Source organism: Streptomyces sp. NPDC043685 (assembly GCF_056436585.1).
Genome location: NZ_JBWKCH010000002.1, coordinates 944,138 through 958,417, shown reverse-complemented (window position 1 = coordinate 958,417; position 14,280 = coordinate 944,138). Strand labels below are relative to the sequence as shown.

Genomic DNA, 14,280 nt, shown 5'->3' with positions numbered 1-14,280 from the left:
CAGGCCCCCGCCACGGCGGGGGCCTGCTGCATGATGTGCTGCATGCGTGCTGCCCGGCTGATCAAGATGGTGCTGCTGCTCCAGTCCCGGCCCTCCATGACGGCCGCCGAGCTCGCCCGGGAGCTGGAGGTGTCGGAGCGCACGGTGACCCGGGACGCGCAGGCGCTGTCGGAGGCGGGCGTGCCGGTGTACGCGGACCGGGGCCGGGCCGGTGGGTACCGCCTGGTCGGGGGGTACCGGACGCGGCTGACCGGGCTGCACCGCGGCGAGGCCGAGGCGCTGTTCCTGTCCGGGGTGCCCGGGGCGCTGCGCGAGATGGGCCTGGAGGACGCGGCCTCGGCGGCGCGGCTGAAGGTGTCGGCGGCGCTGCTGCCCTCCTTGCGGGACGCCTCCCGGACGGCCGCCCAGCGGTTCCATCTGGACGCGCCGAACTGGTTCAGGGAGCCCAGGACGCCCGCGCTGCTGCCGGCCGTCGCCGACGCGGTGTGGGACGACCGGCGGATCAGGGCGCGCTACCGGCGCGGGGAGGACGAGGTCGTCCGCGTGCTGGAGCCGTACGGGCTCGTGCTGAAGGCGGGCGTGTGGTACCTGTGCGCCCGGGTGGCCGGGTCCGAGTCCTTCCGGGTGTACCGGATCGACCGGTTCACGGCGGTGGACGCGGAGGCCGAGCGCTTCGAGCGGGAGCCGGACTTCGACCTGCCCGCGTTCTGGGAGGAGCGGGCGGAGCAGTTCGCGCGGTCCCTCCTGCGGGCGCGGGTCGTGGTGCGGCTGTCCCCCGACGGAGTACGGGCCCTGCCGTACGCCCTGGACTCTTTCATCGCCCGGGAGGCGCTGGCGGACGCGGAGGATGCGGACGGCGACGGCTGGGTGACCGTGCCCCTGCCGGTGGAGTCCGAGGAGGTCGCGCACGCGCAGCTGGCGGCGCTGGGCCCGGAGGTGGAGGTGCTGGCGCCGGAGAGCCTGCGTGAGCGGTTCGCGGCGGACGCGGCGCGGCTGGCCCGGCTGTACCGGCCCCGGGACGGCGCATAACGATCCCGCGCACTCCGGGTGCGCCCCTGTGTCCCAGGGCCGATGCTTGTCCCGTGATGGACGAGACGGAGTTCTGGGAGCTGGTGGACGAGGCCCGGGAGGCCGCCGAGGGTGACCCGGAGGAGCAGGCCGACCTGCTCGTGGACCGGCTCGCCCAGCTGGACCCGGACTCCGTCCTGGACTTCGCCCGGCACTTCGAGTCCCGCTACAACCGCGCCTACCGCTGGGACCTGTGGGGGGCGGCGTGGGTGCTGCTCGGCGGGGCGAGCGACGACGCCTTCGACTTCTTCCGGTGCTGGCTGATCGGCCAGGGCCGGGAGGTGTTCGAGGGCGCCGTGCACGACCCGGACGCCCTCGCCGAGCTGCTGGACGACTTCGACGAGGAGATCGACGGCGACGGCGAGGAACTGGGCTACGCGGCGGACGAGGCCTACGAGCAGCTCACCGGCGTGGTCGCGCCCGATCTGGAGATCGCGCCACCGCCTGCCGAGCCCGAGGGCACGCCCCTCGACTTCGAGAACGAGGGGCTGCTCGCCGAGCGCTACCCCCGGCTGTGGCGGCGCTTCGGGGGCTGATCGGACGGCCCTGGGGCGGCTCGGTCCGGACGCCGGGTACGGGTGCGTCCGGTCGGTCCGCACGGTGTGGTGCATCGGGGCCGCGTGGGCCTGGCCGAGGGCGGAGGCGGTGATTGCGACGACCGCAGGGGGCCGGGACCTCAGGACGCCGCGCGTTCGCTGTGGCCTTGCCGTGGACCGTCCGGCCGGCCCTGGAGACGGGCGGCGAGCTGTCTGATCTCGGGCAGGCGGGCGTGCAGGGCGGCGCCCGGGCAGCTGGTCATGTAGCCGTCGTTGTGGCCGGCGAGGGCGGGCAGCCGGGCGGTGGTGCCGGCCGCGTACCGGCTGAGGCCGTTGCTGGAGACCAGACGGACGTCCGAGCGCGGGTCGGTGCCGGTCAGACCCAGCTTCCAGGCGGCCAGGGCGGCGATCGCGCGGATCATGGGCCGGGGGACGGGCACGCCCTCGGTGAAGGTGCCGAGGGCGGCGACGCCGGTGGTGCGATGGTTGAAGCCCTGGGTGTGGGCACCGGTGACGGCACGCTCCACGCCTCCGGCGCGGCCCTCGTAGACGGTGCCGCAGCGGTCGACGACGAAGTTGTAGCCGATGTCGTCCCAGTCGCGGCCGCCGGTCTGGCCGGTGTACAGGTCCCGGATGATGCGGGGGGCGTCGGTGCAGTCGTAGCCGTTGGGCGAGTCGGTGTGGTGGACGAAGACCGCGGCGACCCGGTCGTCGTAGCGGGGGCGGGGCTGGGCGCGGCCGGCGTCGCCGAGCCAGCGTGCCCGGGGCACGATGGGCGGGCGGGGAGCGGTGTGGGGCGTGTCGGCGGCCCGGGCGGGCGCGGCGCCCGCGCCGGTCCCGGCGGCGTTCTCGACGCCGTGGGCGCACAGCACCAGCGCCGCGACGGCGGCGACGCCCGGCACGCAGCCGAGCACCACCCGGGCCGCGCGGGGCAGGCCGGTCGTGCCGCCGGGTGTCCCGGCGGCGGGATGCCCGCGTGCGCCCCGCCGTCTTCGCAAGACACGCATGGTCCCACTGTCGGCCTGTTCCGGTCCGTCCGCGATGTGTGATGTGCCACCCGGTGGAACCATCGTCACGGTCCGCGACGTTTCTCCGAGTGCACGCCCGGCGTGGCCGATTCCGATCATCCGCGGGCGTGTGACTGATCACCGGGCCCTCCCCCCGCGTATTAAGGGGTTCCGAGAGAAAGGCGGCGTGCGTGGACCTGCTCGACATCCTGCTGTTGCTGGTCGTCCTGGCCTACGCGGCGTCCGGGTACCGGCGCGGCCTGGTGGCCGGCTGTGTGTCGCTGGCGGGCTTCGTGGGCGGCGCGGTCGTCGGGGTGTGGATCCTGCCCTGGGTCATGGACCTGGTGGAGCCGGGGACGACGCGGGCGACGGTGGCGGCGGTGTTCACGGTGCTGCTCCCGGCGGTCGTGGGGCACGAGCTGGCCGGGCGCCTCGCGCTGCGGCTGCGGCGGGAGCTGGACCGGGGGCCGCTCAGAGTGGCGGACGGGATCGGCGGGGCCGTGGCCAACGCGGTGGCCGTGCTGATCGTGGCGTGGGTGGCCGCGAGCGTCCTGGGCGTGTCCTCGTCACCGCTGGTCACCTCGGCGATCCGGGACTCACGACTGCTCGACGCGGTGCAGCGGACGATGCCGGACACGACCCCGGCCTGGTTCTCGGGGGCCACGTCGGCGCTGACGCAGGCGGGCTTCCCGCAGGTCTTCAACCCCTTCGAGAACGAGTCGACGGCCGAGGTCGCGAGGCCCACCGGCGACAGTGTCACGGCGGCGGCCACCGAGGCGGCCAAGCGGAGCACGGTGAAGGTGGAGGGCGTCACCGGCACGCAGGGCCGTGAGGGCAGCGGGTTCGTGTACGCGCGCGAGCACGTGATGACCAACGCGCACGTGGTGGCCGGCATCGACGAGCCGACCGTGCAGATCGGCGGGGTCGGCCGGACGTACGAGGCGCGGGTGGTGCTCTTCGACCCGCAGAAGGACGTGGCCGTGCTGTACGTGCCGGGGCTCCGGGCGCCCGTGCTGCGGTTCGACGACGACGCCGACCGCGGTGACTCCGCGGTCGTCGCGGGTTATCCGCAGGACGGCGACCTGGACCTCCAGGCGGCGACGGTCGCGAACCGGGTGCGGGCGACGGGCCAGAACATCTACAACGACGGGACGGCCGTCCGTGAGATCTACTCGATCCGCTCCACCGTCCGCCCCGGCAACTCCGGCGGCCCGCTGCTCACCACGGACGGCCGGGTGTTCGGCGTGGTCTTCGCCCGCTCCACCTCGGACGCCGAGACGGGCTACGTCCTGACGGCGGACGAGGTCGCCTCCGACGCGCGCGGCGCCGCGGACGCGACGGCGCCGGTGGACACCGGCGATCCGGTCACGTCGTAGGGCCGGCTCACAGCGAGCGCCCCATGAGCACGTCGTCGACGTACGCCCCGTCGAGCAGGAACTCCTCCGGCAGGATCCCCTCGACGGCGAACCCCTGGGCCTCGTAGAGCGCCCGGGCCGGGGTGTTGTGCCCGAGCACCCGCAGGGTGATGCGGCGGGCACCGCGCCGGCGGGCCTCGTCGACGGCGGCCCCGACCAGCGCCCGCCCCACCCCGCGGCCCCGCGCCTCCTCGGCGACGGCCAGTCCCTGGATCTGGCGCACGTGCCGGTTCGACTCCAGCGGAGTGGGGAAACCGAGGAGGACATAGCCCACGAGACGGTCGCCGAGTTCGGCCACCAGACAGTCCTCGGGGGCGTGCCGCTCGCTGAAGAAGGGGGCGTACGGCGGCTGCGGTGCGGGCGTCACCGCGTGCAGGGGCGACCAGGAGAGCCGGTCGAGCAGGGCCAGCTCGCCGTCGTCCTCGGGCCGGGCGGCGCGGATGCGCGGTGCGGGGAGCTCGGGCATGGGCGTCACCCTACGGCGAGTGGATCGAGAGCTTGCAGGGGTTTTACGGAGCCGCGCGGCAGGATGGGTTCATGGAAAAGATCGCGGTGGCGGGTGCCTCCGGCCTCATCGGCGGCGCCCTGGTGCGTTCCCTGACCGCCGACGGTCACGAGGTGGTGCGCCTGGTGCGTGGCACGCCCCGGGCGGCCGGAGAGGTCCGCTGGGACCCCGAGGGCGGGCGCGTGGACGCGGCCGGGCTCGCCGGGTGTCACGCGGTGGTGAACCTGGCGGGAGCCGGAGTCGGCGGCCGGCGCTGGACGGAGGCCTACAAACAACGGATCCGCGACAGCCGGGTGAAGGGCACGGCGGCCCTCGCCGAGGCGGTCGCCTCGCTGGAGGGCGAGGACCGGCCGCGGGTCTTCGTGAACGGCAGCGCCATCGGCTACTACGGGGAGACCGGCGAGCGGACGGTCGACGAGAGCGCGCCCCCCGGCCGGGGGTTCCTGCCCGAGCTGTGCGTGGAGTGGGAGGCGGCCGCCGCACCCGCCCGGGAGGCCGGTGTGCGCACGGTGTTCACCCGGACCGGGCTGGTCGTCTCCCGTGAGGGCGGGGCCTGGCAGCGGCTGTTCCCGCTGTTCCGCGCGGGGATGGGCGGCCGGATGGGCGACGGACGGCAGTACTGGTCGTACATCGCGCTGCACGACGAGGTCGCCGCGATCCGCCATCTCATCGACACCGACGGCCTGTCGGGGCCGTTCAACGTCACCGCCCCGAACCCCCTGACGAACCGTGAGATCACGGCGGCGATGGGACGCGTGCTGCGCCGTCCGACACCGTTCGCGGTGCCGGCGTCCGTCCTGCGCGGTGTGCTCGGCGAGATGGCCGGGGACGTCCTCGGCAGCGCCCGGGTGCTGCCGACGCGGCTGCTGGAGTCCGGCTTCCGGTTCGCGTTCCCGGAGATCGAGGGGGCGATCCGGGCGGCGCTCTGACGGCCCGCACCGCACGGGAACGGGCCGGCGGGGTGCGGACCGGCCGCCTGTCCGAGATCCGACCGGCACGTCCCGGACAGCTTCTCGACCCGCGCACGAGCCTCCTGCGACCACTTCATGCCCACCAGGCGTCCGTATGCGACCACCGTGCGACCGTGCCCTGCTCATGCGCGACTCCCGCTGACCGATCACGGCCCTACCCTCGACCAGAACTCGCGTATCCCTGCGGCCTGTTGAGGGCATGACGTCTCCAGCGCCCGCGCAACCTCGAGGAGGGGCACGTGTCTGAGCCCGCGTACCAGGCGGACGTGGTCGTCGTGGGGGCCGGGGTCGCCGGACTCTCGGCCGCGCACCGACTCACCAGCGCAGGAGTGACGACCATGGTCCTGGAGGCCGCCCACGGGGTCGGCGGCCGGATGGCGACGGAGAAGGTCGACGGCTTCCGGCTCGACAGGATCGGCCAGTTGCTGTCGACGGCGTATCCGGAACTACGGCGGACGCCGGGTCTCGGCGATCTGGTGCTGCGGCCCTTCGCGCCCGGCGTCCTGCTGCACGGCGACGGACGCCATCACCGCGCCGGTGTCCAGCCGGGCGCAGGGGGCGCACGGGGCGCACTGCACGCGGTACGCGCGCTGGCGAGTGCTCCCCGGCCGCCGTCCGCGCCGCGTCCGCCTCGGCGGCCGGTGGCCGTGCCGGGCCGGCAGGTCTCCGTTCCGCGGAGCCGGTCCGGTGCTCCGCTGGGCACGGCCGTCGACCAGGCCCGGCTGGGTGCCGCCCTCACCCGGCTGGCGGGCACCCCGGCCGAACGGCTGCTGGCCCGTCCCGAGTTGCCCGCCGGACAGGCCCTGGCGGCGCGCGGTCTGCCCGCCCGCACGATCGACGGTTTCCTGCGTCCGCTGCTCGCCGCTCTGCTGTGCGACCCGGGCCTGACGACGTCCAGCCGGTGCGCGGACCTCGCGCTGCACTCCTTCGCACGGGGCCGGCTGTGCCTGCCGGAGGGCGGGGCCGAGGCCCTGCCGGAGCTGCTGGCCCGCAGGCTGCCGCCGGGCAGCGTGCACACGGGCGTGCGCGTCACCTCCGTCTCGACGACGTCGGTGACCACCGCCGAGCACGGGGTGATCCGGTGCCGGGCGGTCCTGGTGGCCACGGGCGCGCGCGCCGCCGCCGGGCTGCTGCCCGGGCTGCGGGTCCCGGACTTCCATCCGGTGACGGTGGTGCACCACACGACCGACGAGCCCCCGGGGACGGGCGTGTCGCTGCTGCTCGACGCGGACCTCGGCGGGCCGGTCGCGCACACGGCGGTGGTCAGTGACGTCGATCCGTCCCGGGCTCCCGCGGGGCGGGCCCTGGTGTCCTCGACGGTGCTCGGGCGGCTTCCCGGGAATGTCGACACCGAGGTGCGGATGCATCTGGCGCGGCTGTACGGGATGTCGACGGCCCGGTGGGAGACGCTGGCCGTGCACCGGACGCCGGAGGCGGTGCCCGCGATGCGGCCGCCGCATGATCTGCGGCGGCCGGTGCGGCTGCTCGCGGGCCTGTACGTGTGCGGGGATCACCGGGACACCAGCACGGTCCAGGGCGCTCTGCACTCCGGGCATCGGGCGTCGGCGGCGATCCTGGCGGACCTGGGGGCGGGGCGGTCTCTGCATGTCGCCGAGCCCGTGCCGACGGTGCCCAGGGCCGCGTAGGTGATCTGGCGGATGCGGGCGCGTGGGGGCTGGCCGCGCGGTTCCCCGCGCCCCTCGGAACCTCACCCCAAGGCCGACACCCTGTCCCGGTACGTCCGCACCGGCGCCGCGTCCTTGTAGGGCTCCAGGCGGCGCTCGAAGTCGCGCACGTACTCCACCGCCCGCACCGAGCGCATCTCGGCAGCCTGGCCCGCCGCCTCCGCGGCCAGTTGGCAGGCCTGGTCGAGTTCGCCGAGGCCCAGGCGGGCGGTGGCGAGGACGATCCGGCAGAAGAGGCGGCTGCGGGCGTAGGAGGGGGCCCGCAGCTGGAGTGAGCGTTCCGCGTGCTGGGCGGCGGCGCGGAACTGCTGGAGGTCGCGGTGGCAGTGCCCGAACTCGTCGGCGAGCTGGGCCTCGTCGAAGAACTTCGCCCAGTGCGGTACGTCGTCGCCGGGCCGTGCCGTCTCCAGGGCCCGCTCGGCGCGGACCAGGGCCGCGGTGCAGGCCCGGACCTCGCCGAGCACCCCGTGCCCGCGCGCCTCGGAGGCGTGCAGCAGGGCCTGGACGACGGGCGGGCCGGAGGTGCCGACGCCCTGCTGGGCCACGCGGGCGAGCTGGACGGCCTCCCGGCCGTGCCCGAGGTAGACGGCCTGCCGGCTCATGGTGACCAGCACATAGGCCCCGTACGCCCGGTCCCCGGCCGCCTGGGCGAGCCGCAGCGCCTGCACGAAGTAGCGCTGGGCGAGACCGTGCGCGGCGATGTCGTACGAGGTCCAGCCCGCGAGGCGGGTCAGGTCGGCGGCGGCGGCGAAGAGGCGGCGGCCGGTCTGCTCGCCGTACGTGCCGCGCAGCATGGGCTCGCACTCGTGCTCCAGGTAGCGCACGAGGGCCTGGCGGGCGTGGCCGCCGCCGTAGGCGTCGTCGAGGGTGCGGAACAGCTCGCCGACCGAGCGCAGGGCGGCGATGTCACCGGCGGTGACCTTCTGGCCCGGTCCGCGCTCGGCCTGGCCGCGCTGACGGGGCAGGGGCGGCACGCCCGGCTCGGCCGAGGGGCGCAGGGCGGGGCGGCCCTGCGCGGGGATGCGGGCGGGGGCCGGCTCTCCCCGGGCGACCTTCTCGTCGGCCCGGCCGATCAGCCAGTCCCGGCTGGGCACGACGAGCCCGGCCGGAGTGAAGGCGATCTTGCGCAGCTCGGCGTGGCTGCCGGAGTCCTTGCGCCACAGCCCGCTGACGATGTCGACGGCCTCCTCGGGGGTGGCGGCGAACTCCAGCCCCGCGTAGACGGGGGCGCAGGCGTCCAGGCCGAGGTCCTGGGCGGTGAGGCGGCGGCCCAGGCGCCGGGTGAAGACCTCGGCGATCAGGGCGGGCGTGGTACCCCTGGGCTGCTGACCGCGCAGCCACCGGGTGACGGAGGTCTTGTCGTATCTCAGGTCGAGCCCGTGTTCGAGACCGAGCTGGTCCACGCGACGGGCGAGTCCCGCGTTGGAGAACCCCGCTTCTGCGATGAGCGCGGCGAGCTGTCGGTTGGGGGTGCGCTGCGCGGGTCGTTCCGTCATGGTGCGGTGCGGTCTCCTGCCTTCCGGGTTGGTGATGTGCCGGATTGCCTGTGAGCAGGCCTTTTGGCTTGCTGAACGGCGCGAATGTAGCGGAGAGTAAGCACCCCATCACACCTTTTCACGGACATTCATCCGATCGTGTGAGGATTGCCCCCGGGACTGACGCGTGAGGGCCGGACGTACAGTGGCTTGGGCGCGTTATGTGCCTGACACACCCGTCCGAGGGAGGCGCTTGCCGTGAGTGAGTTGCGGTTCGTCCGCATGGGGTTCGGTGACCAGGCCGTCGAGTACCAGGAGGCGTGGGACGAGCAGCGCCGGGTGCACGCGGCGCGCTTCGCCGACGAGATCCCCGACACCGTACTGCTCCTGGAGCACCCTCCGGTCTACACGGCCGGGCGGCGTACGGCGGACAGCGAGCGGCCCCTCGACGGCACGCCGGTCATCGACGTGGACCGCGGCGGCAAGATCACCTGGCACGGCCCCGGCCAGCTGGTGGGCTACCCGATCCAGAAGCTCCCGCGCCCGGTGGACGTCGTGGCGCACGTACGCCGCCTCGAGGAGGCCCTGATCCGGGTCTGCGCGGAGTTCGGCCTGGAGACGAGCCGGGTCGAGGGCCGCAGCGGCGTGTGGGTCCTGGGCGACCCGGTCGAACAGCGCCCCGCGCTCGGGGGGCTGTCGCTGGACTTCGACCCCCGGCTGCACGACGAGGAGTTCGACCCGCGCATGAACGGCCCGGAGTACGCGCCGTCCAACGCGGGCCAGCGCCGGGAGGACCGCAAGATCGCCGCGATCGGCATCCGGGTGGCCAAGGGCGTGACCATGCACGGCTTCGCGCTCAACGTGAACCCCGACAACAAGTGGTTCGACCGGATCATCCCCTGCGGCATCCGCGACGCGGGCGTCGCCTCCCTGGCCGGCGAGCTGGGCCGGGACGTGACGATCGAGGAGGTCCTGCCGGTGGTCGAACGGCATCTGCGGGACGTCCTGGAGAACGCCGAGCTGAAGCCGCGGGAGATCGAGAAGACCCCGGCGGCATAAATCGGCCCGTGGCGGAGCTGGAGGGGTAGCCACCCGCACAGGCTTTCAAATCAACGGGCGTACCCTTGAGGACGCCGAAGAATCAATCGCTAGGGAGCCGGTCGTGTCCGCAGTCGCACCCGACGGACGCAAGATGCTGCGCCTGGAGGTCCGCAACAGCCAGACCCCCATCGAGCGCAAGCCCGAGTGGATCAAGACCCGGGCGAAAATGGGCCCCGAGTACACCGCGATGCAGAAGCTCGTGAAGAGCGAGGGCCTGCACACGGTCTGCCAGGAAGCCGGCTGCCCCAACATCTACGAGTGCTGGGAGGACCGCGAGGCGACCTTCCTCATCGGCGGCGACCAGTGCACCCGGCGCTGCGACTTCTGCCAGATCGACACCGGCAAGCCCGAGGCGCTCGACCGCGACGAGCCCCGCCGCGTCGGCGAGTCCGTGGTCACCATGGACCTGAACTACGCCACCATCACCGGCGTCGCCCGCGACGACCTGGAGGACGGCGGCGCCTGGCTGTACGCCGAGACCGTGCGCCAGATCCACGGGCAGACGGCGGACCGCGCGGACGGCCGCACGAAGGTCGAGCTGCTGGCCCCCGACTTCAACGCGATCCCGGAGCAGCTGGAGGAGGTCTTCTCCTCCCGGCCCGAGGTCTTCGCCCACAACGTCGAGACGGTCCCGCGGATCTTCAAGCGCATCCGCCCCGGCTTCCGCTACGAGCGCTCCCTGAAGGTGATCACCGAGGCCCGCGACTACGGGCTGGTCACCAAGTCGAACCTCATCCTCGGTATGGGCGAGACCCGCGAGGAGGTCAGCGACGCCCTGAAGCAGCTGCACGACGCGGGCTGCGAGCTGGTCACCATCACCCAGTACCTGCGCCCCTCCGTGCGTCACCACCCGGTGGAGCGCTGGGTCAAGCCGCAGGAGTTCGTGGAGCTGAAGGACGAGGCCGAGCAGATCGGCTTCTCCGGTGTGATGTCCGGGCCGCTGGTGCGCTCCTCGTACCGCGCCGGGCGCCTCTACCAGATGGCCATGGAGAAGCGCGACGGGCACGTCGCGGCCCAGGCCGTCTGACGGGGCGTCACCACTCCTTCCCCGTACGGGTGCGGACAAGCGTGTGAATTCGCGCACAAGAGACTACCCGCCGGTAGCGGCCGATTCGACGCGGTCCTGACCGTCCTCGCAGATGAGGGCACATGTCAGGACCGCGTCGGCGTTCCACCACTCCCCGTCGGCCCTTCATGGGTGTTTGACCGGCCGGACACGCCCTGGTAACACCAAACAGTGACGCTGAACTCACAGCACGTACACCCGCACCGAGGGGGGACCTCACCCATGCAGGCCGCGCCGCCCGTCCGCGCCACCGCGATCCCGTCGTTCACGACCGCCCTGCGCGCCGTCGAGTCGCTGCTGATGAGCAGCGGTCAGCGCACCGCCCGCCGCAACGCCTGGACCTCCGTGCTGGAGGACCGCCGTCGCGCCAAGGACCGGGTCGAGGCGCAGCGCGTCATCGAGCAGTCCCTGGCCGTCCGCCCCTGACTCCCGGCCCTCCCCAGGGCGCCCGCGGGCACTGCCGTCGTCGGCGCTTGTGGGGCCACGTAGACTTCGTGGCATGGCGAGGAAGGAACCTGCAGCGGACGCTGCGAACCCCGGGCGACTGAAGCAGATCGCTCTGACCTACAAGATGACCCGCAAGGCCGACAAGAAGATCGGTCTTGTACTCGCGGCAGTCGGAATCGTCACCCTCGGTGTCTTCCTCGCGATCGGTTTCTTGATCGGTCACCCCATCTATCTCGGCATCCTGGGCCTCCTGCTCGCCTTCCTCGCGACGGCGATCGTGTTCGGGCGCCGGGCCGAGCGGGCCGCCTTCGGGCAGATGGAAGGCCAGCCCGGTGCCGCGGCCGCGGTGCTCGACAACATCGGCCGGGGGTGGACGACGACCCCCGCGGTGGCGATGAACCGCAACCAGGACGTGGTGCACCGTGCGGTCGGCAAAGCGGGCATCGTGCTGGTCGCCGAGGGCAACCCGAACCGGGTGAAGACCCTCCTGGCCGCCGAGAAGCGGAAGATGAACCGCATCGTCGCGGACGTCCCGGTGCACGACCTGGTCGTGGGCACGGGCGAGGGCCAGGTCGAGCTGAAGAAGCTGCGCACGACCATGCTGAAGCTCCCGCGCGTGCTGACCGGACCGCAGGTGACGGCCACCAACGACCGGCTGCGTGCGCTCGGTGACCTGATGAGCAACATGCCGCTGCCGAAGGGGCCGATGCCCAAGGGCATGCGCATGCCGAAGGGCCGCTGACTCCGCAATCCCGACATGAAGGAGGGGCGCCCGACGTGATCCGGGCGCCCCTCCTTCATGCCGTACGGGTCTGTCGGGCGGGTCAGATGCGGACCTCGACCGTGCCCGCCAGCCGGTCGTGCAGCCCGCGCCCGTCGCGGTCCCAGATCAGGGCCGGAATCGCGAGGAACAGCAGGACCGTGCGCAGGGCGGCGCGCCAGGGACTGATCCGGCCGGTGGCGAGGGCGAGCACCCGAAGGCCGAACAGGCGCTTGCCCGGGGTGAAGCCGACCGTGCCGAGCGTGAGGACCATCAGCGCGAACATGATGAGCGGCGCCCAGACCTGGGCCGCCTGGTTGTAGCTGTGCGTGATGAGACCGTATGCGATCACGAGGCACAGGCCCCAGTCGACGGCGAGGGCGCCGAGCCGCCGGCCCGGGCGGGCGATCGAACCGGGCCCTTCCTCGGGCAGACCGAGCTGCTCGCCCCGGTATCCGAAGTCGACACCGGCCTCTTCCGCTGCCGCGCGGGGGCCGGAGAGCCACGATCCGAGTGCTTGCCTGTTGTCCACCCGTCCACGGTACTGCGCCCGTATATGACCAGGGCGCGGCGGGGTGTGTCCGGGCTACGGTGGAGGGTGAGCCGGTTAACTTGTGCGAAACAAATGGGTCACGCCCGAGAAATCACCCGTCCCTAGGGTCGAGGTCAGCGTGTGCCACCCGCACTGGCCGCACGAACGAACTACCACCCCGGCGGGACGGTCGGGAGTAGGAGGAGCTGGATGTTCCAGAACGCCGACGAGGCCAAGAAGTTCATCGCGGACGAGGACGTCAAGTTCATCGACGTCCGCTTCTGCGACCTCCCGGGCGTGATGCAGCACTTCACGGTGCCTGCGGAGGCGTTCGACGCCGACGAGGAGCTGGCCTTCGACGGCTCCTCGATCCGGGGTTTCCAGGCCATTCACGAGTCCGACATGGCGCTGCGCGCGGACCTCTCGACCGCCCGGGTCGACCCGTTCCGCCGTGACAAGACGCTGAACATCAACTTCTTCATCCACGACCCGATCACGGGCGAGCAGTACTCCCGTGACCCGCGCAACGTGGCGAAGAAGGCCGAGGCCTACCTCGCGTCGACCGGTATCGCCGACACCGCGTACTTCGGTCCCGAGGCCGAGTTCTACGTCTTCGACTCCGTCCGCTTCGCGACCAGCGCGAACGAGTCCTTCTACCACATCGACTCCGAGGCGGGTGCCTGGAACACCGGTGCCCTGGAGGACAACCGTGGTTACAAGGTCCGCTACAAGGGCGGCTACTTCCCGGTCCCGCCGGTCGACCACTTCGCCGACCTGCGCGCCGAGATCTCCCTGGAGCTGAACAGGGCCGGCCTCCAGGTCGAGCGCCAGCACCACGAGGTGGGCACCGCCGGCCAGGCCGAGATCAACTACAAGTTCAACACGCTGCTCGCCGCGGCCGACGACCTCCAGCTCTTCAAGTACATCGTGAAGAACGTGGCCTGGCGCAACGGCAAGACCGCGACCTTCATGCCGAAGCCGATCTTCGGTGACAACGGCTCGGGCATGCACGTCCACCAGTCGCTGTGGACCGGCGGCCAGCCGCTCTTCTACGACGAGGCCGGTTACGCGGGCCTGTCGGACACCGCCCGCTACTACATCGGCGGCATCCTCAAGCACGCCCCGTCGCTGCTGGCCTTCACCAACCCGACGGTGAACTCGTACCACCGCCTGGTGCCGGGCTTCGAGGCGCCGGTCAACCTGGTGTACTCGCAGCGCAACCGCTCCGCCGCGATGCGTATCCCGATCACGGGCTCGAACCCGAAGGCCAAGCGCGTCGAGTTCCGCGCGCCCGACGCCTCCGGCAACCCGTACCTGGCCTTCTCGGCGCTGCTGCTCGCGGGCCTGGACGGCATCAAGAACAAGATCGAGCCGGCCGAGCCGATCGACAAGGACCTCTACGAGCTGGCTCCCGAGGAGCACGCGAACGTGGCGCAGGTCCCGACCTCCCTCGGCGCGGTCCTGGACCGCCTGGAGGCCGACCACGAGTTCCTGCTCCAGGGCGACGTGTTCACCCCGGACCTGATCGAGACGTGGATCGACTTCAAGCGCGCCAACGAGATCGCGCCGCTCCAGCTGCGTCCGCACCCGCACGAGTTCGAGCTGTACTTCGACGTGTAAGAAGCGGGGTTCGGGTGTCATGGGCCCAGGCCCGTGAGCACAGTCCGATCCGACGCAGCGCACGAGGGCCGCTATCCCGATCACGGGGTGGC

At 72.6% G+C, this 14,280-nt stretch carries 14 protein-coding genes; 10 read left to right on the top strand and 4 right to left on the bottom strand.

The window, feature by feature from the left end:
- Positions 1-42: 42 nt before the first annotated feature.
- Together AC0665_RS09105 and AC0665_RS09100 are read left to right on the top strand one after the other, a co-directional pair.
- Positions 43-1,029: a helix-turn-helix transcriptional regulator gene (locus tag AC0665_RS09105; RefSeq protein ID WP_478704700.1), complete on the top strand. Its 987-nt coding sequence runs from the start codon at positions 43-45 to the stop codon at positions 1,027-1,029.
- A gap of 56 nt (positions 1,030-1,085) precedes the next feature.
- Positions 1,086-1,604 carry a DUF4240 domain-containing protein gene (locus AC0665_RS09100; protein ID WP_363120877.1) on the top strand — a complete coding sequence of 173 codons (519 nt, stop codon included), beginning with the start codon at positions 1,086-1,088 and terminating at the stop codon, positions 1,602-1,604.
- 140 nt (positions 1,605-1,744) lie between these two features.
- Here AC0665_RS09100 and AC0665_RS09095 read toward each other — a convergent pair whose 3' ends face one another.
- The gene (locus AC0665_RS09095; RefSeq protein ID WP_478508165.1) at positions 1,745-2,521 is read right to left on the bottom strand and encodes a peptidoglycan recognition protein family protein; all 777 of its coding nucleotides are present in this window, start codon (positions 2,519-2,521) and stop codon (positions 1,745-1,747) included.
- 281 nt (positions 2,522-2,802) lie between these two features.
- Between AC0665_RS09095 and AC0665_RS09090 the strand changes: the two genes are divergently transcribed.
- The gene (locus AC0665_RS09090) at positions 2,803-3,987 is read left to right on the top strand and encodes a MarP family serine protease (protein ID WP_363120837.1); all 1,185 of its coding nucleotides are present in this window, start codon (positions 2,803-2,805) and stop codon (positions 3,985-3,987) included.
- Positions 3,988-3,994: 7 nt separating this feature from the next.
- Here AC0665_RS09090 and AC0665_RS09085 read toward each other — a convergent pair whose 3' ends face one another.
- Positions 3,995-4,492 carry an N-acetyltransferase family protein gene (locus AC0665_RS09085; protein WP_478704699.1) on the bottom strand — a complete coding sequence of 166 codons (498 nt, stop codon included), beginning with the start codon at positions 4,490-4,492 and terminating at the stop codon, positions 3,995-3,997.
- A 71-nt stretch (positions 4,493-4,563) separates the two neighbouring features.
- Between AC0665_RS09085 and AC0665_RS09080 the strand changes: the two genes are divergently transcribed.
- Positions 4,564-5,460, top strand: coding sequence for a TIGR01777 family oxidoreductase (locus tag AC0665_RS09080; RefSeq protein WP_478704698.1), 897 nt, complete (start codon positions 4,564-4,566; stop codon positions 5,458-5,460).
- 281 nt (positions 5,461-5,741) lie between these two features.
- Entirely contained in the window at positions 5,742-7,148 is a 1,407-nt protein-coding gene (locus AC0665_RS09075) for an NAD(P)/FAD-dependent oxidoreductase (RefSeq protein ID WP_478704697.1), read from the top strand.
- Positions 7,149-7,210: 62 nt separating this feature from the next.
- On the opposite strand, the gene AC0665_RS09070 is transcribed toward AC0665_RS09075, so the two are convergent.
- Positions 7,211-8,683 carry an NsdA family TPR-like regulatory protein gene (locus tag AC0665_RS09070; protein WP_468638007.1) on the bottom strand — a complete coding sequence of 491 codons (1,473 nt, stop codon included), beginning with the start codon at positions 8,681-8,683 and terminating at the stop codon, positions 7,211-7,213.
- A 237-nt stretch (positions 8,684-8,920) separates the two neighbouring features.
- Between AC0665_RS09070 and lipB the strand changes: the two genes are divergently transcribed.
- The 4 genes from lipB (at position 8,921) to AC0665_RS09050 (ending at position 12,018) form a co-directional block, all read left to right on the top strand.
- The gene (gene lipB, locus AC0665_RS09065) at positions 8,921-9,721 is read left to right on the top strand and encodes a lipoyl(octanoyl) transferase LipB (RefSeq protein ID WP_468413629.1); all 801 of its coding nucleotides are present in this window, start codon (positions 8,921-8,923) and stop codon (positions 9,719-9,721) included.
- Positions 9,722-9,824: 103 nt separating this feature from the next.
- On the top strand, positions 9,825-10,790 hold the full coding sequence (gene lipA / locus AC0665_RS09060) for a lipoyl synthase (RefSeq protein WP_468413627.1): 966 nt from the start codon (positions 9,825-9,827) through the stop codon (positions 10,788-10,790).
- 261 nt (positions 10,791-11,051) lie between these two features.
- Complete coding sequence (locus AC0665_RS09055; protein ID WP_468413625.1) at positions 11,052-11,255, top strand: SCO2195 family GlnR-regulated protein; 204 nt, start codon at positions 11,052-11,054, stop codon at positions 11,253-11,255.
- A 73-nt stretch (positions 11,256-11,328) separates the two neighbouring features.
- The gene (locus tag AC0665_RS09050; protein WP_363120830.1) at positions 11,329-12,018 is read left to right on the top strand and encodes a DUF4191 domain-containing protein; all 690 of its coding nucleotides are present in this window, start codon (positions 11,329-11,331) and stop codon (positions 12,016-12,018) included.
- An 82-nt stretch (positions 12,019-12,100) separates the two neighbouring features.
- Here the strand turns inward: AC0665_RS09050 and AC0665_RS09045 are convergent, their stop codons facing one another.
- Positions 12,101-12,568 carry an RDD family protein gene (locus AC0665_RS09045; RefSeq protein ID WP_478704696.1) on the bottom strand — a complete coding sequence of 156 codons (468 nt, stop codon included), beginning with the start codon at positions 12,566-12,568 and terminating at the stop codon, positions 12,101-12,103.
- Positions 12,569-12,778: 210 nt separating this feature from the next.
- Here AC0665_RS09045 and glnA point away from each other — a divergent pair, with 210 nt between their 5' ends.
- On the top strand, positions 12,779-14,188 hold the full coding sequence (gene glnA, locus AC0665_RS09040; protein ID WP_363120828.1) for a type I glutamate--ammonia ligase: 1,410 nt from the start codon (positions 12,779-12,781) through the stop codon (positions 14,186-14,188).
- The last annotated feature ends 92 nt before the right edge of the window (positions 14,189-14,280 follow it).

Excerpts from the sequence above, each read along its gene's own strand:
- AC0665_RS09080 (WP_478704698.1), top strand. The coding sequence starts at position 4,564 with ATGGAAAAGATCGCGGTGGCGGGTGCCTCCGGCCTCATCGGCGGCGCC.
- AC0665_RS09085 (WP_478704699.1), bottom strand. The coding sequence starts at position 4,492 with ATGCCCGAGCTCCCCGCACCGCGCATCCGCGCCGCCCGGCCCGAGGAC.
- AC0665_RS09100 (WP_363120877.1), top strand. The coding sequence starts at position 1,086 with ATGGACGAGACGGAGTTCTGGGAGCTGGTGGACGAGGCCCGGGAGGCC.
- AC0665_RS09055 (WP_468413625.1), top strand. The coding sequence starts at position 11,052 with ATGCAGGCCGCGCCGCCCGTCCGCGCCACCGCGATCCCGTCGTTCACG.
- AC0665_RS09105 (WP_478704700.1), top strand. The coding sequence starts at position 43 with ATGCGTGCTGCCCGGCTGATCAAGATGGTGCTGCTGCTCCAGTCCCGG.
- AC0665_RS09070 (WP_468638007.1), bottom strand. The coding sequence starts at position 8,683 with ATGACGGAACGACCCGCGCAGCGCACCCCCAACCGACAGCTCGCCGCG.
- glnA (WP_363120828.1), top strand. The coding sequence starts at position 12,779 with ATGTTCCAGAACGCCGACGAGGCCAAGAAGTTCATCGCGGACGAGGAC.
- AC0665_RS09050 (WP_363120830.1), top strand. The coding sequence starts at position 11,329 with ATGGCGAGGAAGGAACCTGCAGCGGACGCTGCGAACCCCGGGCGACTG.